Source organism: Paenibacillus wulumuqiensis (assembly GCF_000971965.1).
Taxonomy (GTDB): domain Bacteria; phylum Bacillota; class Bacilli; order Paenibacillales; family Paenibacillaceae; genus Saccharibacillus; species Saccharibacillus wulumuqiensis.
In genome coordinates, this window is record NZ_LAQP01000001.1 from 677261 (window position 1) to 702081 (window position 24821).

The window sequence follows — 24821 nt, forward strand, 5'->3', positions numbered from 1 at the left end:
CTCTTGGGCTGATTCAGAAAGAACATTAAGCAGCTCTCCCGACCAGCTTTAATCGTATTCATTACTATTTCGCCAGGACTATCATCCACTCCTTCCTGTCATGCATTAAATATGTTGTGTATATTCCCGGTTGTCTGCCCGTTTGCACAGCTCGGACATTTTAATGCATTATGTATATCTTTTATTATGATAATCAGAATAAACAGGCTTGTAAACTTTGGACCCGGCCAGCCCCGCCGCTATGCGGATTAGCCTGTTACAGAACTGTCATCCTGATAGGAACGGGTTATTGAACGAATCTGATTGATAAAAGTGCTTAAATGTTGGTTTTTTGCAGGTATTCCGCTTACAAGGTTCAGGCTACAATTAATCGTGTTCCTTCGCGAAGAACCACCAAAAATGTAAACGCATACAGTAACTAAAGGGAGAGGATTTATGTTATGATTTCAGCCCACAAATGGATCAAACGAGCGTCCGCGCTCGTACTCAGCTTTGTGCTCATCGGCGGCCTCAGCACCAGTTATAGCCAAATTACACCTGCAGCCGAAGCGGCTTCTGCTTTTGCCAAAGGTGCTGATGTCGGCTGGTTATCGGAGATGGAGCATTACAACTGGGCCTTTTACAATGATGCCGGGGTCAAACAGGACGCCCTGCAAATTCTGAAAGATCATGGCATCAACTCCATCCGCCTTCGTGTATGGGTGAATCCTGCAATCAACTTCTCCAACAAAGCCGATGTGATCAAGCAGGCAGTGCGTGCCAAAAATATGGGCTTCCGTATCATGATCGATTTTCATTACAGTGACAAATGGGCCGATCCGGGTCAGCAGTCCAAACCGGCTGCCTGGAACAGCCAGGATATCAATGGCCTGAAAAAGTCGGTCTACGACCATACGTATGATGTGCTGACCGCCCTCAAGGCGCAGGGAGTGACGCCCGAATGGGTACAGGTCGGCAATGAGACCAATGACGGCATGCTCTGGGAAGAAGGCCGTGCCTCCAAAAATATGAAAAACTTTGCCGATCTGATCAACTCCGGCTATGATGCCGTCAAAAAAGTAAATGCCGGCACCAAAGTCATCATCCATCTGTCCAACGGCTACGATAACTCGCTGTTCCGTTGGATGTTTGACGGGCTCAAAGCAAACGGCGCCAAATACGACGTGATCGGCATGTCCCTCTATCCGGACAAAAGCAACTGGCAGTCACGCAATCAGCAGACACTGGCCAATATGAACGATATGGTCGCACGCTATGGCAAGGAAGTGATGGTATGCGAAGTCGGCATGGATGCCTCTGACCCGGCCACTTCCAAAGCATTCCTGACCGACATTCTGGCCAAAACACGCTCCGTCTCCGGCGGCAAAGGACTCGGCGTATTCTACTGGGAACCGCAGTCTTATGGAACATGGTATGCCTACACCAAAGGTGCTTTTGATTCCAAAGGTAAAGTAACGATTGCCCTTGATGCGTTTTTGAACTGATCGGCAGATTGGAGATCATCCGAATGGCCTGCCTGATTGGTGGATCGCTTGCCGGGTGATTGGATTGTTTTAACATGATTGCAAAAAGTTTAACGACAAAGCAGCGTACAGCCGGGTGAATCAGGCGGTACGCTGCTTTCTTTTTTTAGGATCATTTTGTTTTTATGATCATCTTGATTGTTTTGTTAAAGATCTCTTCACTTACTCCACCAGACCGGCGTACAGCTTTCTTTCAACCGTAACAGGGCAGCTTCGGAATCGATCATGATTCCGAAGCTGCCCTGTTATATTGCCGTATTCCATTTACAATAGACTGCTATCCTCTGAGATCGTTATTCCCCCGGATCAACTGCAGAGTTACAGCTGTCTTTTCAAAATACGAATGCCAAATGGTTCCAGTTCCAGCATGCTGCCTGGTGCCATACTGTCAGCGCTCAGCAGATCTTGGTAATCGTTGTCATCCAGCTGTACACTTTTCACTTCATTACTGTAGTTCTGTACAAATACAAATTCATTCTCACCCTGCACACGAGCATGAGCGGTCACATTTTGCGGCAGTGCTGCCGAGAGTGTACGCTTCACACCGGCACGTGTGGTGATGCTCTCGATCAGATCGCTCAAGAAATGATCTTTGGTGCGGGCAGCTACATAGTAGGCTTCCCCGCTGCCATAGCGATTGACTGTCAATACCGGACGACCGGCGTAGAAATCATCGCCATAGGTTGCCAGCGCGGCAGCGCCCTCCAGATGGATCAGATCGCACAGATCTTGTACTTCATATTCGCCCTGCAGTCCCAGCTCGTTATTATCGCTTGTTACGATACGGTTTCGGTCATTCTCATGCAGACCGTCGATCTCTTCCGACCAGATACCCAGCACACTACGCAGCGGCCCCGGGAAGCCGCCGAGGAAGCAGAGATCGGTCTCGTTGACAATACCGGACCAGTACGTGCTGATCAGCGTACCGCCAGCTTCCACAAATTTCTCGAAGCGCTCGCCTACGCCTTCGCGTACCATGTACAGCATTGGGGCAGCGACCACTTTATACTTGGACAGATCCTGCTCCATGTCGATCACATCGACAGCAATGCCGCGCTCCCAGAATGTACGATAGAAGTTCAGCACGGTCTCTTCATAGCCAATGCCTATGTTGCGCGGTCCCTGGCTGTCTTTGACCGCCCAGCGATTCTCCCAATCGAAAATAACGGCCACTTCCGCCTGAACATGGCTGCCGCGGATGCTTTGCAGCTGCTCCAGCGCATCGCCTACACTCTGCACATCACGAAATACGCGGGTATGTTCATGACCGGCATGATCCACGACAGCGCCATGCAGCTTTTCACTGGACCCCTGACTTTTGCGCCACTGGAAGTACTGCACCGAATCCGATCCGTGCGCCACAGCCTGCAGGGAAGACAGCAGATGCATGCCCGGACGTTTATTTTTACTGATCGGCTGCCAGTTGGTCAGACTCGGCGTGCTCTCCATCAGCAGGAACGGCTGCTGTTTGATGGAGCGGACGATATCATGCATCATGGCAATTTTGGCGGCCTGCATCGTATCCCCTTCATGATCATGCCATGTCGGATAGCTGTCCCAGGAGAGTATGTCCAGAATATCAGCAAATTTCCAATAGTTTAATCCTTCGAAAAATTCCATAAAGTTGGTCGTTACCGGCAGCAGACGCTCCGCATGACGAAGCGGCTCAATCTCGTGACGGCAAAAGTCTACAGTCTGGTCGGTCACAAATCGGCGCCAGTCCAGATTCATGCCGTGTACCTGTGTCTCGCCGTGCGGAGCCGGTGATTCTACCTGGGACCAATCGGTATACGTGTGGCTCCAGAATGTGGTCCACCAGGCCAGATTCAGCTGCTCCAGTGTACCGTACTTTTGCTTGACCCAATTGCGGAATGCTTCCTGACAGTAGTCACAATGACATTCGCCGCCATATTCATTGGAAATATGCAAGCCGATCACGGCCGGATGAGTACTATAACGCTCGGCCAGCAGCGTGTTCATGCCCGTCACCTTTTCCCGGTAGACGGGCGAGGTAAAGCAGTGATTATGACGGAATCCATGCAGATTGCGCACACGATTTGCTTCCACCCGCAGAACTTCCGGATATTTGGCAGACATCCATGCCGGACGTGCTCCGCTTGGCGTTGCCAGCAGCGCAGAGATTCCATTTGCTGCAAATCGGTCCAGCACTTCATCCAGCCATTCAAATGTATACACGCCTTCTTCCGGCTCCAGGGACACCCATGAGAAAATGCCGACAGACATCACATTGCATTTGGCCAGCTTCATAAGGCGAATATCCTCTTCCAGAATATCCGGACGATGTCTCCATTGCTCGGGATTATAATCGGCTCCATGCAGCATCTGTGTCCAGGCTGGCCTAACGGTCGTTGTATTGATCGGGTTCATAGCGGTCTCCTTTGTTGTTCAGAATTGTATACTTCGATGTTTGTATGTGTATAGGTCAGGCGCTCCAAAATCAGATGATTCTTCTGCCCTCCGTTAAGATCAAATATCCTGAATGTCCGCTTGCAGCGGAGGATATTCGATCTTAAATGAGGCCGCTTCGCTGCTGAAGTATCATTCCAATTTCTCCGCTTGGTGCAGGAGTTACATGAGATGGACCGGGCAGCTTTTTACATAGCGGTATATGCAGAGAAGAGTTGATGCAGTTATTGCAATATATGGGCTGAGTATAGTTAATTACTGTTCATACAATGCATCTAGAAGTATGGTGAATGCGCTGGATGAAGTATGGCAATTAATGCGTCAATAGAGCTACCACAAGCAGCATGAGCAACGTAGACGGATCAGCTCCATCATATACAGCACACAAGGACAACTCGTCTGTAAAACTGCGGCACTGATCCAATACATTTCCATCAGGACGAATCCGTATGTAATCAGTACAGCAGGCATAAAGTAATCACCACACAGCGGAGGGAAGGGAATCATCCTTCAAGCCGACCTTTAAGACTGGATTTTGACCGCAGCAGGCGGTCGTTCAAAAAAATCCAGTCTTAACCGGAGGCCAGAAGGATGCTCCCTTCCCGGAGTGCTGTCTGCTCTACATCGCAGCCCAGCTTTTGACTTTCATTATTACTCTTTCACCGAGCCAAGCGTCATTCCTTTAACGAAGAACTTCTGCAGGAATGGATACACGATCAGAATGGGCGCAGCACCGATGAAGATCTGAGCCGCCTTGACGGTGGTCTGGGAGATCAGTTCCATCTCCTGCGGGCTGGAGCTCATGGAACTCATGTCCTGCTGGATGATAACGGTCTGCAGGAATGTCGCCAGCGGGAACTGGTTGGAATTGTTCAGATAGAGCAATCCATCGAACCAGGAGTTCCAGTGGAATACCATGCTGAACAGGGTGATCGTCGCAATCGACGGCATCGAGATCGGCAGATACATCGTGAACAATGTGCGGAATGGTCCGGCGCCATCGATAAAGGCGGCTTCTTCCAGTTCTTTGGGAATGCCGCGGAAGAAGTTCATCATCAGGATGACGAGGAACGTATTGACCGCACCGGGCAGAACAAGTACCCAGAAGGAATCGATCAGACCGAGCTTCTGGATCACGATATAGAATGGAACGAGACCGCCGGTAAATACCATGCTGAATACGAACAGCCACGAATAGATCGTCCGTCCGCGGAATGCCGATTCATCCTTGGACAGCGGGTAGGCTGCCAGGAAAGTCAGCATCAGCGTAATTGCCGTACCGATCACGGTACGCAGTACGGAGATCCAGATGGAATGCAGAAATATGGGATTGAACATTGTTTTCTTGTAGGCTTCCAGCGAGAACTGTACCGGCCAGAGGCCGACCAGGTTCGCATCTGCTGCCGCCTTGGCACTGAACGATACTGCCAGTACGTGCACGAGCGGAACTACACACATGATAGACAGAAAAATCAGCAGTGCGATATTGAATACATTGAATATCCGGTAACCGGTTGTTTTATAATACATAGTTCCCCTCTTTTCCCTGGCCTGTCATTAGAATATGCGGTAGTTGGCCCATTTGTAGGCGGCGCGGTAAGACAGCAGGATCAGCACCATGCTGATAACGGATTTGAACAATCCGATCGCTGTACCAAAGCCCATTTCGCCATTCAGAATCGCTGTACGATAGACGAAGGTATCGATAATGTCGCCTTTCTCATAGACCAGCGGGTTGTACAGGTTGAAGATCTGGTCAAAGCCGGCATTCAGTACGTTACCAAGCGCCAGTGTACCAACCACAGCTGCGATCGGAACGATCGAAGGAATCGTAATATGCAGCGTCTGGCGGAAACGGGAAGCTCCATCCATCTCGGCAGCTTCGTACAATGCAGGATTGATGCCTGCCAGTGCAGCGAGGAAAATGATCGTGTTATAACCGAACTCTTTCCACACATCCGATACGATGACGGTGAAGCGGAACCAGTCGTTATCCCCCAGGAAGAAGATCGGCTGTACGCCAAAGGTGGACAGAATCCGGTTCACAAATCCATCTGTCGCCAGCAGGTCGATCAGAATACCGCCAAGGATGACCCAGGAGAGAAAATGCGGTAGATAGACCATCGTCTGAATCGTCCGCTGCAGGCGTACTCTGCGGATCTCATTTAGCAGAAGAGCGAATATAAAAGGAACAAACAGGTTGAACACCAGTTTCAGTACAGCGATGATCAGGGTGTTCCAGATGACCTGTACACTGTCCTGGCGTTCGAACAGATAGCGGAAGTTATCCAGCCCTACCCATTCCGACCCGGTAAAACCGAGCCATGGTTTGTAATCCTGAAAAGCCATCACGATACCGGCCATCGGCACATAGCTGAACAGCAGCAAAAAGATCATCGATGGCAGCAGCATCACGTGGAAAGGCCATGTTTTGCGAAGTGTTTTCATTACTTTCCTCCTGTGAAAGGTCTGGCAGAGATCATAACAGCCAAGAAAATAACGACCCGGCAAGCCAGGTCGTTATCCTCCCGTATGCTGATATGTCCGCCTGACAGCTGGTTTATTTTTGAATACTGCCGTACCAGTCGTTGACTTCTTTGGTTACATCGTCACCGCCGGAAGATTTCCAGGTCTGGACAAAGGTATCAAAAGAATCGACCGGAGACTTGCCATAGATGATTTCATTGAAAGCCTGACTCTCGATTTTGTTCAGATAATCCATTTTGGTCTTCATGCTCTGTGTCGTTGGACCGGTAAACATATTCGGATAGGAAATGTCTTTCTGGGTCATCAGCACTTTGGCTGCTTCTGGTGTCAGCGGGCCATAGTTATTGCTGATATCACGTTCCAGACGGGTCTCCGGCTTGCCGCCATCCGCCAGTTTGAGCAGCGCGTCCATCTGTGCATTCGGGATACGAGCGCCGTCACGAACGAGCAGGTAACGTACGCTGTTCACATAACCGCCTGGAATTTTATCAATCGGCATTACTTTGCCGGAGGCATCCAGATCATAGTCATAGCCTTTAAATAGACCGTTGTCGAATTCACTGTCGGCCTTTGGATTAGCCAGATGATCGAACATGTAGTTCTGATAAGTGAAGAAAGCTTCCGGATTTTTCATGTTTTTGTTGATCAGGGTGACGCCGTTGGTTGTTGCTGTACCGTGACGCATCGCTTTGCCATCGGGACCTGCCGGAATGGCAATCGGCTTCCAGACTGCGTTCGGTGCATTTTTGACCGTATCCTGCAGCGGCCATCCGCTCATCCAGTATGGCCCAGGCAGAATACCTGCGGTGCCTGCTACAGCCGGCTCGGATGTTTTGTTCTCATCCCACAGGGCAGCTTCTTTTGGAATATAGCCTTTGTCGAACCATTCCTTGATCTTGGTCAGACCCTGCTTCATGCCTGGCTGAATCGAACCGTATTGCAGCGTACCGTCAGCAGCCTTGTTCCACTGCTGTGGCAATGTACCGTAAGCGCCAAAGATCCAGGACGGATCACCCATCCATGTATTCATGGAGTTTTTGAAACCAATGCTCAGCGGAATGACTTTGTCCGGGGACAGGCCGTCCGGATTTTTGGTTTTGAACGCTTCCATGACTTTTTCCAACTCATCCATGGTTGTTGGTGCTTTCATGTTCAGCTTATCCAGCCAGTCCTGACGAATCCACAGTACATAATCATGGTTGTACGCGTAGTCGAGAACCGGGATACCCATTTTTTTGCCGTCACGGATGTACGGATTCCATACATTTGGATCTTCTGCCATGGCCGCTTTCCAGGTATCGGATGCATATTTGTCAAACAGCGGGCCAACTTCACTGTAGATGCCGGAGTCGATCAGATCTTGTGCCAGCTGTGCATCGGTGTCACCGATTGTTACCACATCAGGCATATCCTGACCGGATGACATGGACAGACGCATCTTGGTGGCAAATGCCCCGTTCGTATCGGTGACCGACCAGAGCGATTTGATATCGATGCCAAATTTATCCTTGGCCCATTTGGTGGCTACGTTATTTTCAGCCGATTCGCCGTTTTTGAATTTGAGTGACGGGTCAACGCCCCATACGGTGCTGATCGTTACCGGCGGATCGTACTTTTCCTTGTATGCGTTTTCAGTAGTGACCGATGCGGAATTGCTGCTGCTTCCGCCCCCGCCTCCACATGCGGCAAGAGTAGCTGCAGTGAGTACTGTTGTCAGCAGCACCGCAGCGGTTTTTTTGATTCCCATGTTGCTCCCCCTTTAACTTGGACCGTGCTTATTTGGATTGGTTGATTTCTGGTGACTTGCTGTTCATGTTTTTATTATAAAGGGGAGAGCGTATACATCCTATGTCACGAAGTTAACATTCCTGCACCTTTTGCAAGCAATTACCTGTCTCTGAATTCATTGGGTGTCATTCCATAGTGCTTTTTGAATAATTTGCTGAAATACTGCGGATTCTGATAGCCCAGCTCGGCGGTAATTTCATAGATTTTGCGGTTTGTATGCTTCAGCAGATACAGTGCTTTTTCCATACGAATACGGATAATATAGTCACCCAGACCTTCGCCGGTCTCGGATTTGTAGATTTTGGACAGGTAGACCGGATGCAGGAATACACGGTCGGCAATATGTTTGACCGATACATCCTGACCCAGGTTCTCGGCGACGATCTCCTGTACCTGCTTGACGATCCGGCTGCGGCTGGGTTCAACAGTCGAACTGCGCTGGCCTTCCATCCGGGTCAGCACATTCATGCACCAGCTGCGCAGGCGATCCAGCGAGCCGGTAATATGCTGGGCGGCAAAAGGGTCCAGTCCACCGGAGTCGCTGGCTCCAAGTACATGTCCATGATGATGGGCCATATAGACCAGTGCATTGCTGACAGCCAGATACACTTCGTACAGCTGCTCATGGGTCAGCGGCAGCGATTCCAGTGAATCCAGTACGCCGGTGAGCTTTTCCCTGGCGGTATTCCACTGGCCCGATTCAAGCAGATGGATCAGGGTCGGCGGACGGTAGAGCGGCTCCATATATTTGATAATAGCCGGGCGTTCCAGTGTGTAATGCTGGGGCTGCAGATAATGAATCTGCGACTCTTCGGCAACAGAGGACCACTGGGCAAACCGCAGCATCTGCCGGTACGCCGATGCCAGTCCATCCGGGAAAATAATCACTTCACTCACATACACAGCCAGCTGCAGCTTCAGATAACGACCGGCATTATCTACAAAAGACTCCAGCATCTGCTGATCTTCCTGCTGCGTATCCTGTTCTGCATTTCTCCACAGCATAATCAGTCCGTTATGCGGCGCTCGGCCTGACCATAGCGGACGTTCTCCGGATAACACTTCGGCAGCGATATTGGCCGCTGCATATTCAAGCAGCCGGGCTTCACTCTCCTCCATCCCCCGCAGCGACGGACTGGTCGGGATGAACAGCATCCGCACAGAGTCGCCGGGACGCAGCGCCACTTCATAATTTTCCAGACGGGTCAGCAGTTCCCGCTCGCCCGGCTCACGTCCGAGCAATAGATCGCTTAACAGACTTTCACGCAGCAGCTCGAGCTCCGACTGGCGACGGTAGGAGAGCTGATTATACCGGTCCAGCTGTCCCCATTCCTGCTCGATCGCCTGTACAGCGGTGCTGACACTTTTGATAAACTGCTCGTCATCAACAGGCTTGAGGATATAATCGCTCGCTTTGAGCCGGATTGCCTTTTGTGCATATTCAAAATCCGAATGTCCGGTCAGCACCATCGTGCGCACGTCCGGCCACTGGCGCGACACTTCGCTCAGCAGCTCCAGACCGTCACGATCCGGCATCCGGATATCGGTAACGACGATATCGATATCATGCCGGTTCATAAGCTCCAGTGCCTGATCAACCGAATCGGCACGATACACTTCCTGAATGCGCAGCTGTTCCCATGGAATCGTGAGCGCGAGGCTCTCTGTCACATAGGATTCATCATCTACCAGTAAAATATTGACCATTCTGTTCACTTCCCTGATCTCAGTAATATCCTGTTTGTTCTCGTGCACCCAAGTTGGTTATCCGGAGTCAGACTGTGCCGACACCCGATTCGCTCTGCCAGCGCAGGGTTACCTGCAATCCTCCCAGCGGAGACGGTGATAGCGTAACGCCTGCACCCTCGCCGAAGCGCAGCTGCATTCGCTGATGCACATTCCATAATCCGCAGCCCATCTCTTCGCCGAGCGGTTCTTCCAGACTGGCCTGCAGATGGTGCATCGCCTCGGGATCCATGCCTTTGCCGTCATCCTCGATACTGAACAGCCAGTACTCTCCTTCCCTTCGTCCGGTGACCCGGATCTGCCCGGCTGAAGAATATCGCTCCACTCCGTGGATGACCGCGTTCTCCACCAGCGGCTGGATCATCAGCGGCGGAATCAATACGCTCTGCAGCGCATCTTCCAGCTCTATACTATATTGCAGCCGGGCCATCCGCATCTGCTGAATCGCCAGATAATTGCACACAAAATCCATCTCTTCAGACAGCGGTACCAGATCGCGTTCCTGACGTGTCGTATAGCGGTAATACTGCGACAGATTCTGGGACATGGCGATAACCGCCTGCTGGTTGTTCATTTTGGCCATACTTGTAATAAAGGAAAAGCAGTTATAAAAGAAATGCGGATTGATTTGGGACTGCAGCTGCTTGAGCCGGGCTTCCCGCACATGAATTTTCTCCAGATACACATGTTCAAATAATGTCTGGATCTGGGACACCATCGAGTTGAACCGATCCGACAGGTAGGCAAATTCATTGCGCCCTCTCGGCGTAATCCGTACCGAATAATCCTCCTGCTTGAGCCGGTTAAAGCCGACGATCAGCTGCCGCATCGGCACCTGCACCTGTGCATACAGCAGATAGGCAGCGATAAAGCTCATCAGCAGCAAAATAATGACCGACAGATAAAACAATCGGTTGGAATCCTGGATCGGCTGCAAAATATCATTAAGCGGAATGTAGTCGATCATATACCAGCCGGTCACTTCCGAACGCACCGCATTGACCATATACGACTGATGGTTCACATTGACCGTCCGGCTCTCGACCTCTCCGAGCGACTGCTCATGCATCGAGCTGATCAGCGCATCGGTTAATCGGTGATCAGCAGAGCGGTTATAGATCGTGCCAAATTCGGGATTATAATAAAATGGGTCTCTGCGCCCGTCACTTTTGAATTTGTCCAGCATATCCTGAATGTTACCGCTATCAAATTCAACCTTGATTACCGTACTGATATCCGATGAGTCGACTGTGGCATTATAAGGAGAAATAGAGGTCCAGGAAAAGACAAACCGGGCCGGAGCGGAAGATGTGGCATCCGGTACCCGGGTAACCTGCCAGCCGGAATGAAAATCCTGCGCCGCGACGGCCGGATCTATAGATGCTGCATCACTGTCCGTGACCAGCCGCTGCAGGGATGGCGAATAGATCGACAGATGAGCTCTCCAGTTGGAAGAGCTCTCCTGAATCGCCAGCTTGCTTTGAATCCGCTTGACCAGATTGATCGAATCCAGATTCAGATAGCCATTTTGCAAATACATATCGTTAAAGCTCACTACATCCGGGTCATGAATCAGCAGATTCGGCCAGGAGGACAGCAGCTCAATATTCGTATTCACCTGATTTTGAAAAAAACTGAGCTGATTCATATTCGACTGATTCAGCTCCTGCCCGAGTACATTCGTTGTGGTCTGATTGGAGTACGTATACAGAAGGATGATCGGAATCAGCATCACGACAAGCAGAATAATCATTTTGGTAAATAAGTTATAGCGGTACACTCTCATCGCACTCCTTCAATTCACCAGCGGTAACCTCTCCGCTGCATCCTAAACATACCGCCGCGCATGATCAGATAACTCACCAGGCTGATCACCAGCATCATTCCGCTGAATACAAGCATAAAATGAAGTTCAGCCGGATCACTCACAATATTCATCACATCGCTCACAATCTTGTGCGGATCGGTAAATACATCCCAGCTGTTCCAGCGGACAAATCGTCCAATATAAATGCCGATACTGCTGAGTACCAGCACAATACACGCAAATACCCACGATCGCACCGCTCCATAACGCTCTGCGACCAGCTGCTGCAGCGAAGACAGCGAATACGTACCCAGTCCCAGTCCAACTACTGCAGCGGTAATAAACAGAAACAGATGGTACCAGAACTCCAGATCATGCACAAAACGGTCGGATGGCTTGTAATGTACAAACGGATGAATCATATCCGTAACGAGATAGGCCGAGTTCGGATAAAATAGCAGCCAGACGATAATCAGCAGCCCGGTCACTATTTTCATCGGCCAGAACATTCGGCGCTGCCGGTAGATGGAAGCCACTCCATCGAGCAGCACGGCGAATCCAACCGGCACCCAGGCCAGGAAAATATCCCAGTTCAGAAAACGGTACAGCGAACGCCCCGTGTAATCCCGCAGATGCTGCCCCATCCATACGCAAAACAGCGTTCCGATAAGCAGCACGGCCAGCACAACTATTTTGCCGATCAAGGTACGGCTGCCCCATATGTTCTCATTCATGATTTGTTCCTCCCCCGGTCTGTGATGAAAGGCTCTGGATCATCCGATCAAAACGTTCACAGATCTCTTCGATATCGTCCAGTCGAGCCAGTTGGCTGCGCCACTCGGCCGGTATGGCATCATAACCATAATACAGACCTGCCAGTCCGCCGGTCACCGCTGCTGTCGTATCGGTGTCTTCGCCAAGATTGACCGCTGTCAGTACGGCTTCCCGGTAGCTGTCTGTAGTCAGCAGCGTCCAGATGCTCGCTTCCAGTGTATGCAGCACATAACCGCCCGAAGCTATATTATCGACCGACAGCTGATCCAGATTCCCCTGCAAAATGCGGGTGAACCGATCATATTCCGCATGATCGCTGTAATGTCTCCGGATCGTCTCGCACACCGCCAGATAACTGTCCCGCAGACTCCGTGCCGGCGGAGAATGCAGAAGCTCCACTCCCAGCTCCACATAGATCACGCCGGCCAGTAGCGATACCGGATGCCGGTGAGTTAGCGAAGACACCCGGCGCACCCATTCATAACGCTCTGCAATCGTAGTGTGAGACAACCTATAAACCAGCGGCAAAATGCGCATCAGCGAACCATTTCCGTTGCTGTATTCATCCTCGCCGCCAGCCTGCTCGTAAGGAACAGCACCGCTCTCCATGCGCGTAAGCGCCTGCCGGGTCGCAATGCCGATATCAAACAGCTCATCATGAGCCGTCCATAATCCCTGCCGATACCACTGGATAAACCGCCGACCCAGATCATCGGTATCTAGCTGTGGATGCATCACCAGGCTGTACAGCAGACATAATGTCATCGTACTGTCATCCGACCATGTTCCCGGCGGCTGATTATGCGTCCCGTAACCGATCATATCGGTTGCAGGACGAGCCGCTATCTCCTTCCGGCTCATAAATTCATAAGGTACGCCCAGCGCATCGGCGGTGAACAGCCCAATAATTCCACCTTTAACCGACTGCAGCGCAGCCGGATCGTTCGTATACTGTTGATTATTCATCAATATATTCTTCCTTTCCCTACTCAAAAATATGGCTGCGCAAATGTATGCCGCTCACCACATATTACTTTCCATACACTACCTTATAGCATAGCTTCTCCGCGAATAAACTGTCGGACTACTGCTTCCAGGCGATCCACGTATTCCACCAGCTGTTCCTCGGGCAGATTGTCGATCACGGACTGATCGTTCATATCAAAATGCCACATGATACTTTTCAAAATATAACTGTATGTAAAAAACACCTGTTCCATCAGTGTGCGATCTACAGCAGTGTCTGCTCCTATCGGGGTCAGTTCGGTAATCGCTTGCACATACTGCCGGAAGCTGGCCGGATTAAAGTAATTCTGTTCATGCAGATCATAAATAAAGCTGCCTTCGATTCCTTGGTAATTGTATGCGATCACTTCTGCGGGTGTATTCATCTTTGGCATTCCTCCAACATGAATGGCTTTTCTCCAATTCTTCTAAGCATAGCCTATTTTGGTCAGTGTGAAAAGTTGCTTCATCATTCGCCGCTGCCCTATTCTGTGCACACCATACGCACTGTATAAGCACTATATCGACATACCAAAAACCGCCCTTTCGCGATCGAAAGAGCGGTCTTCGCTTGGATACTGTGTATTCAATAAATCAGGGATTCAGTTCAGCCAACCGGGCACCTACCCGTCCGACAGCGACTCCTTTGAGCGGAGCTCCCTCCGAAGTGAAATTTACATAATAGTTACCTGATTCCCACGGCGTTGTTTTGTAAATCGACCAGATACTTCCGCCTTGAATGCTAATGATACTGTCGGGGATCAGCTCGCCGGTTGGCGAATCTTTGGAAAGGGAAATCGCCATACGCTGCTTGCCTGCATTTTTCACCCATATTTTAACAAATCCATAACCCTCTGGTATATGAAAAGGCTGGGACATTTGAGTGTCGGATAACTGTTTCACAAACACCGTTTTGGTGGATTGCGGCGGTGCATTGAGCTTGTCTTTTTTCAGCATGGGAAAGGACTTTTCATGCTGGAATCTCATCGCGTTGACCCCTGTACCTCCACCTATGCCGTAATCCAAAAGAGCAGGTTTTTCTTCAGCAGGTGCCAAAGACGAAGCTGCAGCGACTGGTACTTGCTGCGCTGCCTTTTGAGCAGGACTATAAAAGACCAGCAGCAGAACGAGCGCAATTACTGCTGTCAGGGTCAGACTTGTATATATGTACGCTTTTCGGTTTGGCTTCGGGCTTTGCTGTTTGGTGCTCAATTTCTTCTTTTCCATAATAAGTATTCCTGCTTTCTGTTTATCAATTGTAAAGGCTCAAATTCTACAAAGTTATAATGCGGTTAATCATGCTTCTCCTTTCTTTACTATCCAACTAAAAATTAGTTATTTATGTATAATTTATATTTTTTATCGGTGTGTTGTCAATTTCCACAGATATGCTGATTTGGAACAACGAGGATGCAGATGGTCCGCGCGTATCGTTTATATTTTTATACGCCATGGTGGTTTATGGATATGAATAAGCCTTATCATCAAGGATTCTGCGGCAAAAAACCGTCTTCCTTCTACTAGAGAAAGCCAGAATGATGCTATAATTTGTAATACATCCAGAGCAGCACGTTCAACGAGCCGCTTAACCTTTTATTGACCCGAAGGAGTGAACATCTTGATTATTGATATCCAGCATGCCAGTTGGCGGCGCGAACAGAGTATGATTATTAACGATATTTCCTGGCAGGTACAGCCCGGGGAACACTGGTGCCTGCTTGGTCTCAACGGCTCCGGCAAGACGACCCTGCTCAATATGATCAACGGATACATATGGCCCACTACCGGGACCATCAGTGTACTGGGCGAGAAGTTCGGCGAAGTCGATCTGCGCGAACATCGCAAACGGATCGGCTGGGTCAGCACATCGCTGCAGCAGCGTCTGCATGGACGGGATACGGCAGAGAATATCGTATTAAGCGGTAAATTCGCCTCAATCGGCATCTACACCCAGGTCGAGGATAGCGACCGGGAGCAGGCTCTGCAGCTGATGCGTCAGCTGGATGCAGAGCGTCTGATCGGCCGCACTTATGGTACCCTCTCCCAGGGAGAGCGGCAGCGCATTCTGATCGCACGTGCGCTGATGGCTTCGCCGGATCTGCTGATCCTGGATGAACCGTGCACCGGTCTGGATATTTTCGCGAGAGACCAGCTGCTGCAGCGGGTGCAGACGATTACGATGCAGGATCACGCTCCTACCCTGCTGTATGTGACGCATCATATTGAAGAGATCATGCCCTGCTTTAACAAAACGATGCTGCTGCGTGACGGCCAGGTATTTGCCGCCGGTCATACAGCAGATATGCTGGATTCACAGCGGCTGAGTGACTTCTTCACCGCCCCTGTCGAAGTACGTCCCGAGCCGGGCGATCGGTATTCGATCCGTCTGACCGGTCCTTTCACCACCATGCCTGAAAAGGCAGCAGAATAATCATCTCATGACTTGACTTGTGGAGGGAGCATTTACACATGATGAAATATCACTATCTGGGACGAAGCGGGCTGCAGGTGTCCCTGCTCGGACTGGGCACCAATTCCTTTGGCAAGCGTGCCGACAAAAAAACGTCCATTCAAATACTGCACGCCGCTATTGACAGCGGCATCAACTTTATCGATACAGCCAATATTTATGCGGGAACCGCCTCCGAACGGATTATCGGGGAAGGACTCAAAAACGGCAAACGGCATGACGTGATCCTCGCGACCAAAGCCGGACTGCCGCGCGGCGATTCACCCAATCAGCGCGGCTCGTCCCGCTATCATCTGCAGCGTGAACTGGATGACAGCCTGAAGCGTCTGCAGACGGATTATATCGACCTTTATCAGATTCATACATTTGATCCGTATACTCCCCTGGATGAGACGCTGCGCACGCTGGAGCATATGGTTCAGGCCGGCAAGGTACGCTATATCGGCGCTTCCAATTATGCCGCCTGGGAACTGATGAAGGCGCTGAGCATCAGCGATCGGCTGAAGCTGGAGCGGTTCGTATCCATTCAGACGTCCTATTCGCTGGCTGATCGTACGCCGGAGCAGGAGCTGATGCCGCTCTGCCTGGACCAGGGCGTCGGTATTATTCCTTATTTCCCACTGGCCGGAGGCATTCTCACCGGTAAATATTCACAGGAGGATGAAGCCCCCGCCGGATCGCGGGCGGATAAGGACCCTTCCTTTAACCGTCTGCTGACCGGAGAGCGAATCGGTCTCGCTGATGGCATCAGCTGGTGTGCACGCTCGCTGTCCATCGACCCGGCCGTTCTGTCGCTCGCCTGGCTGATGAAGCAGCCTGCCGTATCAAGTATTATTGCAGGCGCAACATCGGTGGAACAGCTGAACAATAACCTGAACAGTATCGAACTGGTATTAAGCGATGATGTTATGGCCGAGCTGGAGCGGTTAAGCAAGCCTTTCCGTTACAGTGAACCGTTCGCCACCTATCGTCTGTTATAAAACACATTCATTACGAGGAGGCTGCACCCATTATGGAATATATCCCGGATCGTTATTCGTCTGCAGAGAACGGCTTTACCTATCCGTCATCCCAAATGATCTACCCTGCTCCGCTGCGCCCCGGTGACCGGATTGCCATTACTGCACCGTCCAGCGGAGTGAATCCCGAGTACCATCATCTGCTGCACCGGACGCGCGATTATCTGGAGCAGGCCGGATATGAAGTAACTCTTGGCAAGAGCATATGGACCAACGATAAATGCGTTAGTCTGCCCAAAGCCGAGCGTGCCGCAGAACTGCAGACTTTTCTGCTGGATGAGCAGGTAAAAGCGATCATTCCGCCATGGGGCGGGGAATTCCTGATGGAACTGCTGCCGCTGCTGGACTGGGATCGTATTCGTCAGCAGCCGCCTACCTGGATTCTAGGCTTCTCGGATATTAGCACATTGACTTTTGTCTATACCCTGCAGACCGGATACGCTTCCGCGCATGGTCCGGGTGCAGTCGATATCTCGGGCTCCGATGATTCGACGACAGCTAAATGGCAGGAGATGCTCACGGCACTGGCCGGGCAGCAGGTGGAGCAGCGCTCCTCCAGCCATCATCAGACCGTCAGCGACCGCAGCCGTCCCGGTTACAATCTGGATACGCCAACCGATTGGCACATTCTGGGGCAGGAGGATCAGCCGAATACGTCCTTGCAGTTCTCCGGTCGTCTGATTGGCGGCTGTATGGACGTCATCACCCCGTTAATCGGTACATCATGGGCTCCGGTCAATGAGTTCATCGAACATTACGGTGCCTCCGACGGTATGATCTGGTACCTGGAGAGCTGCGAAATGAATGCTGGTGACATCTACCGCCATCTCTGGCAGATGGATCAGGCAGGCTGGTTCCGTCATGCCCGGGGTATATTGATCGGCAGACCGGCCGGCTACTCGGCACTGGGCAATTTCGAATTGACCGATGCGCTGCAGCAGGTATTTGGCGATCTGGAGATTCCGGTGGTCTATGGCATGGATATCGGTCATATTCCTCCCCAGCTGACACTCGTGAATGGCGCTTCGGCAGTAGTGAATGTCCGATCGGGACAGGGCACTATCGTTCAGACACTGGATTAAGTCATATCCCGGTTCAGATCGGCGGGACATACAAATACAGCAGCAGTCGGTACTGATTACGCCGGCTGCTGCTGTGTTATCATGATCCGCGGCAACAAATCCAGAGCGAAATGGCTGCATTTCATAATATTCCGTATTGATGGTACAATAGGCTGATTGGTTTTTACAGGACAGGAGGAGTTCCGTTTGCGCGCGATCTTATCATTTCTGACAGAGGTACGGAACTGGCCGCGCAATGTGCGGCTTTTTTTCTGGGCGAATCTGCTTTACCAGATCGGTAACGGCATGTTCAGTGTACTTTACAATCTATACATACAGGGTCTGGGTTATCCGGATGCGATGAATGGACATATTATTAGCATTCAGTCGCTTGCAACCGCTATCTTATTCATCCCGGTCGGTCTGCTGGGCGACCGGTTCAGCCGTAAAAAGCTGCTGGCACTCGGTGCGCTGTTCAGTGGTATTTTCTTTGTCGGCCGCTCTTTTGCGATGCAAAATGATACACTGCTTCTGCTGGCGGTCTGTTCAGGGATATTTGCCGCTATTTTTCAGGTGATGGCTATTCCCTTTCTCGCGGAAAATGTATCTCGTTCCCAACGTCTACGCATGTTCAGCTTCTATTCCTCGCTCGTGCTGGCCGCGCAGGTTATCGGCAATACGGGGGGCGGTGTACTGGCAGATGCGCTGCATGCCTCGGGATTCAGCTATGTCACCAGTCTGCAATTTGTGCTGGTCGTCGGCAGTGTAGCGACGCTGCTGGCGTTTATACCGATGATCTTTGTCATGGAAAAGCCTGTTCCTCCCGAGTCCGCCAAAGCTTCTGCTGCCGATTCGGCAGCCATTCCGGCGATTGCCACGAATACTGCTGCCAACAATAAGGCTTCTTCCGATATGAAGTTTATCAGCCGCTTCATGCTGGCACAGCTGCTGACCGGATTGGGATCAGGACTGGTCGTTCCTTATCTGAACCTGTATTTCACCAATCGATTCGATGTCTCCCTGACCTCGATGAGTATTCTGATCTCACTCGGTCAGCTGATGACGATTGTCTCCATGCTGCTTGGCCCGGCACTGGCAGCTCGGATCGGTACCGTGCGGGCTGTGGTTGCTTTTCAGATGCTGTCGCTGCCGTTCCTGCTGTTGACCGGATTTACCAATGTGCTGCTCGTGGCTTCCATCAGCTTCCTGTTCCGACAGGCACTGATGAATGCAGCGAATCCACTGCAATCGTCGATCATGGTCGATCGTGTCTCGGACAAACGCCGCAGCATCGCCAACTCGCTCATGCAGACCGTATTCATGCTCGGCTGGGCAACGATGGGTCCGGTACAATCCTATCTGGTGACCGGTTATGGCACGTACTGGGGCTATGCGATTACGTTTAGCATTACCGGGGTACTGTATATAGCCTCTTCGCTGCTCTATTACTTTATGTTCCGTCAGCCGCCTGCTCATGAGACAGTCGGTCATAGTAAATGACAAAACTTCCAGACTAGACAGCTGCCTATACTACTTCAACGGACATCTGCATGTATGGAGACGATTGCTGTACCCATCTATATTCGGAACAGTCAGGGTTATCTACGCCAACCAAGCCGCTGGATTCCACTCCACAGCATGTACCCGATCCAGGCGCCCAGCGTATTCAGCCAGATATCATCGATATCAAATGTTCCCCGCCGGGACAGCATCTGCATGACTTCTACTACAAAGATGCAGCATACAAACCCGACCAGAAAACGCCGCAGCTTAACCCGACGAATCCAGGGTACCAGCAGTCCAAAAGGTACAAACACACCTATATTACCGAGCAGATTAATCAGCCGATCCAGCGGACTGCCCACCCGCAGTGTCGCAAAATCGATCACGGTTCGAAAAGGAACCAAGTTATACCGATAGGGTGCTCCCGGATGATCGGTTCGTCCGAATCCGAAAAACATCCAGTAGAACAGCAGCAAGGTATACCCTGCCAGCAGCAGAATCGGCAGAACGGAAAGTTTATTGGCACTTGCGGATGCTTTTTGTTTATTTTGAATACGTTGTTGATCTGTGTTCATGTCTATTCCCTTTCTGATCGTATGTAGTCTATGTCCGAATCAAATGATGCAGCGGAGACTCGTATGTTCTGCCCTCTTGCTCCGCGAGCAGAAGTTCCAGCAGATTGGACGGAACGAGAACGGCTGACGTATCCTGCTGAATCTCTCTCAGCGTCTTCCATACGGCTGTGTACGTATGATCTCCTTCTACACCTGTGATATGCGGCTGTTTGTACAGCGACTGATCTTTTAGGCTGGCTGTGTAGATAAAGCATAACTCATTTGCTTTTATAACCGTATCTTCGGCTGGCTGAGCTGCCTGAGCACTCTGTTCAGCCGCTTCATGAGCCGGAATTTCGTAATGATTTTCGATAATGTAACGGAGCACCGGATCGACAAGATCCGCTCCGATCTCTTCTCTGACTTCCCGGATAACGGTCTGACGACTGTGCTCACCCGGCTCCATCGTACCGCCTACCGGACGATACATGATGCGCCCGCTGCTTTTCAGAAGCGTTTCCTGAAATAAGTAATGATCATTATACTGTATCAGACAAAGACAGGTAGTTCGTATGCCCATCACACACCTCCATGTTGACTGCAGATTGCTCTGTTCCAAGCAGGTAACTGAGAGTCTCAGACTGAAAACGGTAACCCGCTTCACTTCGCAAAATTCGCTTTTTAGTCTTCTTGACGTCCTTCTGGCGGACAATGAACAGCTGAGATCATTTATACTTTTCCGTATCTATTTCATGCGCCTGTTAATCTCCCTATGCACCTATGGGAGGAGGACGTTCAAATCTTTCCAGCCCAGTGTAACTTCCCTGTGCAGTCTGCCGCCGACCCTGATCGTTTGTTCCGACAGAGGCATCGCACCCAGATGACGGTAGAAGTCCACAGCCGGGTTATCTTTTAGAGCCTCGATAATCGCAGCCCGATATCCCCCTTCATACAGCAGCCGGGCCATATGCTGGAGCAGCTCGCGCCCGTAACCATTGCTCTGGGCAGATTGCAGCAAATACAGTGCATAGATCTCGGCATCATACAGATGATGAACCACCCGCTGACGGTTGGCTCCGCCGCTGATAAAGCCGGTAATCTCCCCCTGCTGCTCCAGCACGAGAATATAACGTCTGGACTCCGGTTCGCCCAGACTCCTGGCCCAGCCCTCTTCCCGCTGGGTAACGGATAACTGCTGTAAAAATTCCGCATCCATCATACCGGCATAAGTCGTCTGCCAACTGCTCACATGTACACGGGCAATGCCGTATTCATCACCGGGACGAGCAGGACGAATCATATGGTTATCCCTGTGTCCATCCTTCATCATTACAGCTCCGTTCCACGAGAATAGGCTGCGAATTGCTGCTGCCAGCAGTAATAACCCATCCGGTAAAAGTCGGCCAGATCGCTGCGCCCCGTACTGCGGAGACGCTCAACAGCTTCCTCTATATCCACCACATCGACCCGTGCCACCTGTTCTCCATCCGGAGGATTGAGCGGCGCACCCTGCAGCCGTACCTGTCCATACCCGGCCAGACGAATAAAATGCGGATGTGGAATATACGGGCGGTACGGGAGAGACGCAGCAGATTCACAATGGAAATAACCAAATACCTGGTAATCCAGCAGCATACCTCCCATCTCCTCTTCCACTTCTCGCTGCAGCGCATCCAGATAGGGTTCATCCTTTTCCAGTGTACCGCCCGGCAGTTCCCACCGCCCATCTTCCAGCTGGATCATGACCAGGCGATCGCCAACCATCGGGACGATGGACACATTGCTGATCAGCGCTGTATCCAGTCCGGCAGGATCGATTCGCTCATGAAAACGCGCGGTCACCGGTCCCCAGTGAATATCTGCCGACAGCGCCGGAAGCGTTCGCAGATACTGGCGGCTTTGCACAGTTAATCTGGCCGCAATCAGCCATGGATGCAGCACGGGAATACCAGCGGTATCCGTCCATACATGCTCCAGATAGATCTGCACGGCTTCTTCCAGGGAACGGTCTGCCGCTTCGTTTATCTGATGTACATAAGGAGCGGTGTCACTGGATGTCCAGGAAAGCTTATCCGCGGCAAACAGCAGCTGATCCATCATTTCCATGTCTGCACGAAGTGTAGTATGGCAGCCGACCGCACTTAGCAGCTGCGGCTCCTTTAGCCCAAATACCTTTTCAATCAGCCGGCGGGACAACTGCTGGTGCAGAAGATAGGGCACTTTCCTTTCCTCCGGCAGGATCGGGATCTCATAGCGGGCAGCCAGTGTTAATTTATGCTCATCCGGGATAACGGTGGCAATGTCATGCAGCCAGCCTCCCAGCAGCGCGATCCGGGCATCCAGCCCATATTGCTCCGCCAGCTGTACCGCCCGACGGGCGACCTGACAGCAGTGTACCCAGGTTGCCGGCTCCCTGTTATGTATAAAAAAGCGCTCCAGATATCCCGGTAGTGTCTCATTCTCCTGCAGAACCGGAAAATACAATTCCAGTTCGACCGGGATGTGGATATGCCGGAGCGGATAATCTTCGTTGCGGTATACCACGATCATCCTTCTCTCTGTAGGTTTGATTCAATCAGCTTTTATGAAGCATGGACCATCTATTGTTATGATGCTATCTGTTTACCGAACAGGCTTATTATTAAGTCGATCATCTTCCTGTATCACATATAAAGAAACAGCCTGCCAACGGATTACTCAGGATTATATCAGAATCCATCGGTCCGGGGACAGGCTGTTTGGTTCAATCGGGCAAAAACCCGGCTAACGAGGATTACCCGTTCTATCCCCTCTCCTGCCGGTTATCGTGCATTACAGCCACAACTATCCGTTCGGCTAAGGCCAGCTTCGGTACTCCATTTGATTCGGTACATTCATTTACAGTTTGCTGTCGTCGATGCTGTTCAACCAGTTCTCGATATCACCGATAACGGAAGCGACGCAGCCTTCCTGGAACGGCGAGATCAGACCGGCTACTTCCACCAGTCCGGTAAAGGACTTGCTGCCGCCCTGACGGCACAGGTTCACATAGTCTGCCCATGCTGCCGGCTGGTCTTCATTCATCCGTTTCCAGAACTGGAAAGCACAGATTTGCGCCAGCGTATAATCGATATAGTAGAACGGAGCTTCATAGATATGCCCCTGCTTTTGCCAGTAGCCCCCGCTCTGCAGGTACAGATTGTCGCTCTGATCCCAGAATGGCAGATACTTCTCTTCTACCGCTTTCCAGGCAGCTTTACGCTCGGCCGGAGTCAATTCCGGGTTGCTATAGATCACATGCTGGAACTCATCCACCGCTACCCCGTAAGGAATAAACAGCAGTCCGCCGGACAGATGATCGAACTTGTACTTGTCCGTGTCTTCCTTGAAGAACAGTTCCATCCACGGCCAGGTAAAGAACTCCATGCTCATGGAATGAATCTCTGCTGCTTCATAGGTCGGCCAGATATATTCCGGCACCTCGAAGTGACGGCTCTGATACACCTGGAACGCATGGCCCATCTCGTGTGTCAGTACATCAATATCGCCGGAAGTGCCGTTAAAGTTGGCAAAGATAAATGGGCTCTGATAGTCGTTCAGGAACGTACAGTATCCGCCGCCCATCTTGCCTTTTTTGCTGAGCAGATCCATCAGTTCATTGTCCTGCAGGAACTTGTAGAACTGGTCGATCTCCGGTGACAGCTCGGAGTACATTTTGGCACCGTTATTGATAATAAAGTCGGCATCCCCTTTTGGTGTCGGATTGCCGGTCGGGAAGCTGTAGCTCTGGTCAAAGTAGGACAGACGGTCCACACCAAGGCGGGCACGTTGGCGGTCCTTGAGGCGCGCAGCAGCCGGAACGATATATTCCTGTACCTGCTTGCGGAATGCTTCTACCTGCTCCGGACCATAATCGGTACGACCCATCCGTGCATATGCCAGTTCCGTGAAGCTGCTGTAACCGAGCTTGCGGGCAATCGTCGTGCGGACTTTAACCAGCTCATCATAGATGCGGTCCAGCTCTTCGCTGTTCTCTGCCATGAATCCATAGCGGGCTTCCCCGGCACGCTGACGCATATCGCGGTCTTTGGACTGCTCGAATGGGGTCAGCTGGGTCAGTGTGCGCTCTTCGCCTTCAAACATGATTTTGGCGGAAGCGATCAGCTGACTGTAAGCCGTCGTCAGTTTATTCTCCTGCTGCAGATCGGCGATGATGTCGGGATGGAACGTTTTCAGTGTCAGTTCGGCAGAAGCGAACAGCTGATGTCCCCATTTCTGTTCCAGTTCGCTGCGGAAGCTGGAGTTCACCAGTGCTTTGTAATAGCTGTCTATGTATTCCTGGAATACGGGTCCAATCTCATCCATATACTCCTGTTCCGTTTTGTAGAACTCATCATTCGTATTAATGGAATGGCGTACCGAGACGAGCTGTGCCTGGGTGGAGAAACTGTTAAACATTTTGTTGATCTGCGCCATCGCCTGATCCTGCTCTTCAAAGCTGGATGCCTGATTAAACTGCTGCAGCAGCTGATCAAAATCCTTTTTGAGAACATCCATATCCGGACGTTTATACGTAAACTCGCTAAATTTCATAAATGTGCACCTCTCTATCGATAGTCTCGGAATTCCCGGATATATCTATGTTACTAAATTTTACAATAGATGAATAGATTTTTTA

General features: G+C 51.0%; 20 protein-coding genes. 5 read left to right on the forward strand and 15 right to left on the reverse strand.

What is annotated here, in order from left to right; translation table 11 throughout:
• Positions 1-440 precede the first annotated feature (440 nt).
• The gene (locus WH45_RS11025) at positions 441-1484 is read left to right on the forward strand and encodes a glycoside hydrolase family 53 protein (protein WP_046214375.1); all 1044 of its coding nucleotides are present in this window, start codon (positions 441-443) and stop codon (positions 1482-1484) included.
• Positions 1485-1841: 357 nt separating this feature from the next.
• Here WH45_RS11025 and WH45_RS11030 read toward each other — a convergent pair whose 3' ends face one another.
• From WH45_RS11030 to WH45_RS11075, 10 genes are all read right to left on the reverse strand, one after another.
• On the reverse strand, positions 1842-3911 hold the full coding sequence (locus WH45_RS11030; protein WP_046214376.1) for a beta-galactosidase: 2070 nt from the start codon (positions 3909-3911) through the stop codon (positions 1842-1844).
• 690 nt (positions 3912-4601) lie between these two features.
• On the reverse strand, positions 4602-5480 hold the full coding sequence (locus WH45_RS11035) for a carbohydrate ABC transporter permease (protein ID WP_046214377.1): 879 nt from the start codon (positions 5478-5480) through the stop codon (positions 4602-4604).
• Positions 5481-5507: 27 nt separating this feature from the next.
• The gene (locus WH45_RS11040) at positions 5508-6398 is read right to left on the reverse strand and encodes an ABC transporter permease (RefSeq protein WP_046214378.1); all 891 of its coding nucleotides are present in this window, start codon (positions 6396-6398) and stop codon (positions 5508-5510) included.
• A 112-nt stretch (positions 6399-6510) separates the two neighbouring features.
• Positions 6511-8184 carry a type 2 periplasmic-binding domain-containing protein gene (locus tag WH45_RS11045; RefSeq protein WP_046214379.1) on the reverse strand — a complete coding sequence of 558 codons (1674 nt, stop codon included), beginning with the start codon at positions 8182-8184 and terminating at the stop codon, positions 6511-6513.
• A gap of 140 nt (positions 8185-8324) precedes the next feature.
• Positions 8325-9932 (reverse strand): response regulator, encoded by a 1608-nt coding sequence (locus WH45_RS11050; protein ID WP_046214380.1) that lies wholly within the window; start codon positions 9930-9932, stop codon positions 8325-8327.
• A 67-nt stretch (positions 9933-9999) separates the two neighbouring features.
• Entirely contained in the window at positions 10000-11757 is a 1758-nt protein-coding gene (locus WH45_RS11055; protein WP_052723731.1) for a sensor histidine kinase, read from the reverse strand.
• Between the two features lie 14 nt (positions 11758-11771).
• The gene (locus WH45_RS11060; RefSeq protein WP_052723732.1) at positions 11772-12512 is read right to left on the reverse strand and encodes a DUF1361 domain-containing protein; all 741 of its coding nucleotides are present in this window, start codon (positions 12510-12512) and stop codon (positions 11772-11774) included.
• Entirely contained in the window at positions 12505-13518 is a 1014-nt protein-coding gene (locus WH45_RS11065) for an ADP-ribosylglycohydrolase family protein (RefSeq protein ID WP_046214382.1), read from the reverse strand. Before WH45_RS11065 ends, WH45_RS11060 begins: the two co-directional genes overlap by 8 nt.
• 83 nt (positions 13519-13601) lie before the next feature.
• Complete coding sequence (locus tag WH45_RS11070) at positions 13602-13943, reverse strand: Imm41 family immunity protein (protein ID WP_046214383.1); 342 nt, start codon at positions 13941-13943, stop codon at positions 13602-13604.
• Between the two features lie 208 nt (positions 13944-14151).
• On the reverse strand, positions 14152-14784 hold the full coding sequence (locus WH45_RS11075; protein WP_046214384.1) for a hypothetical protein: 633 nt from the start codon (positions 14782-14784) through the stop codon (positions 14152-14154).
• Positions 14785-15175: 391 nt separating this feature from the next.
• On the opposite strand from WH45_RS11075, the gene WH45_RS11080 reads away from it, so the two are divergent.
• From WH45_RS11080 to WH45_RS11095, 4 genes are all read left to right on the forward strand, one after another.
• The gene (locus WH45_RS11080) at positions 15176-15988 is read left to right on the forward strand and encodes an ABC transporter ATP-binding protein (protein ID WP_152663540.1); all 813 of its coding nucleotides are present in this window, start codon (positions 15176-15178) and stop codon (positions 15986-15988) included.
• 41 nt (positions 15989-16029) lie between these two features.
• Complete coding sequence (locus tag WH45_RS11085; protein WP_046214657.1) at positions 16030-17007, forward strand: aldo/keto reductase; 978 nt, start codon at positions 16030-16032, stop codon at positions 17005-17007.
• 32 nt (positions 17008-17039) lie between these two features.
• Positions 17040-18128 (forward strand): S66 family peptidase, encoded by a 1089-nt coding sequence (locus tag WH45_RS11090; RefSeq protein ID WP_052723733.1) that lies wholly within the window; start codon positions 17040-17042, stop codon positions 18126-18128.
• 186 nt (positions 18129-18314) lie between these two features.
• Positions 18315-19607, forward strand: coding sequence for an MFS transporter (locus WH45_RS11095; protein WP_046214385.1), 1293 nt, complete (start codon positions 18315-18317; stop codon positions 19605-19607).
• A gap of 98 nt (positions 19608-19705) precedes the next feature.
• Here the strand turns inward: WH45_RS11095 and WH45_RS11100 are convergent, their stop codons facing one another.
• The 5 genes from WH45_RS11100 to WH45_RS11125 form a co-directional block, all read right to left on the reverse strand.
• Positions 19706-20185, reverse strand: a complete 480-nt coding sequence (locus WH45_RS11100) for a VanZ family protein (RefSeq protein WP_046214386.1) — start codon at positions 20183-20185, stop codon at positions 19706-19708.
• Positions 20186-20213: 28 nt separating this feature from the next.
• On the reverse strand, positions 20214-20744 hold the full coding sequence (locus WH45_RS11105) for an NUDIX domain-containing protein (protein WP_046214387.1): 531 nt from the start codon (positions 20742-20744) through the stop codon (positions 20214-20216).
• A gap of 198 nt (positions 20745-20942) precedes the next feature.
• Entirely contained in the window at positions 20943-21494 is a 552-nt protein-coding gene (locus WH45_RS11110; RefSeq protein ID WP_082096727.1) for a GNAT family N-acetyltransferase, read from the reverse strand.
• Positions 21494-22708: a bis(5'-nucleosyl)-tetraphosphatase (symmetrical) YqeK gene (yqeK, locus tag WH45_RS23150; protein ID WP_162198446.1), complete on the reverse strand. Its 1215-nt coding sequence runs from the start codon at positions 22706-22708 to the stop codon at positions 21494-21496. The genes WH45_RS11110 and yqeK overlap by 1 nt, the downstream gene beginning before the upstream one ends.
• A 333-nt stretch (positions 22709-23041) precedes the next feature.
• The gene (locus WH45_RS11125; protein ID WP_046214388.1) at positions 23042-24736 is read right to left on the reverse strand and encodes a M3 family oligoendopeptidase; all 1695 of its coding nucleotides are present in this window, start codon (positions 24734-24736) and stop codon (positions 23042-23044) included.
• Between the last annotated feature and the right edge of the window lie 85 nt (positions 24737-24821).